The 973-nt window shown below is 59.8% G+C and carries 1 protein-coding gene; it reads right to left on the bottom strand.

Features of this window, described 5'->3' with window-relative positions; genetic code table 11:
* On the bottom strand, nt 1–500 hold a 500-nt coding region (locus C2I35_RS21760; RefSeq protein ID WP_281255084.1), incomplete at its 3' end, for a Bug family tripartite tricarboxylate transporter substrate binding protein.
* Between the last annotated feature and the right edge of the window lie 473 nt (nt 501–973).

Genomic DNA, 973 nt, shown 5'->3' with positions numbered 1-973 from the left:
ACGCTGTCTTCCTGGCCCGACCCGGTGCCGCCGACTTTCCAGTCCTTGCCCGCTTCGGACACGGCCGCGTTGAAGCTGTCGAGATCGGTGATGTCCTCGCGGTCGGTATTGACCCACAGCAGGAACGTGTCCATCGCCATCAGGCCGATCGGCGTGAACTCGGTCACGTCGACGCCCAGGTCTTCCTGGATGATCGGCGTGGTGTAGAAGCTGTTCAGCGTCATCATGACGGTGTGGTTGTCGCCCGCCTTGTCCTGCAGGTACCGCAGCGCCTCGGCGCCCGACCCGCCCGGCTTGTTGATCGGGATGAACGGCCGCGGGCTCAGGTCCTTCTTCTGGATCAGGCCTTGCAGCAGGCGTGCGATCTGGTCCGCGCCACCGCCGGTGCCGGCCATGATGATGAACTCGACCGGTTTTTTCGGCTGCCATTCCGCCAGCGCCGCCGGTGCCGTCAATGCCAGAGCCGATGCACTCGCAACGAGTAGTTTAAACGTATTCATGGTTATCCTCCCTATTGGTTTTCCGGTCTTGGCCGGACTTGAGCCGATCCTCCTAATCAGCCGGCGGTGTATACAATGGTATTTAATTGCATGCACCGCCCAACGCGCGAAATAAAGTTGCGCATTAAGGCAACAAATAACATGTCCGGACTCTTTGCAAGGTTTTCTTGGCTGACCCCGGGCCACGATCGTAAATACTGTGCGCAACCGCGCGAGCAAATTATATAGAATTACTTTTAATCAAATCTTTATCGCACGAAGCTCATGCGTCACCTTAGGCGATTTGCCGTGGGCGGACCGCACACCGTCCCGCCCACGACGATGCGAATTTACTGCGCAGCAACCTTCTGCGGGTCTCCCACGGCGCCGCTATCCAGCACCGCCTGCAGCTCGTCGCCGTCATAGCCCAGCACCTCGCGCAGGATCTCCACCGTGTGCTCTCCCAGAAGCGGCGAGCGCGTCACGTCCACCGG

It is taken from the genome of Roseovarius confluentis (assembly GCF_002917925.1).
In the GTDB taxonomy this organism is placed as follows: Bacteria; Pseudomonadota; Alphaproteobacteria; order Rhodobacterales; family Rhodobacteraceae; genus Roseovarius; species Roseovarius confluentis.
The sequence above is the reverse complement of the archived record's forward strand: the minus strand, read 5'-3'. Positions and strand labels throughout refer to the sequence as shown.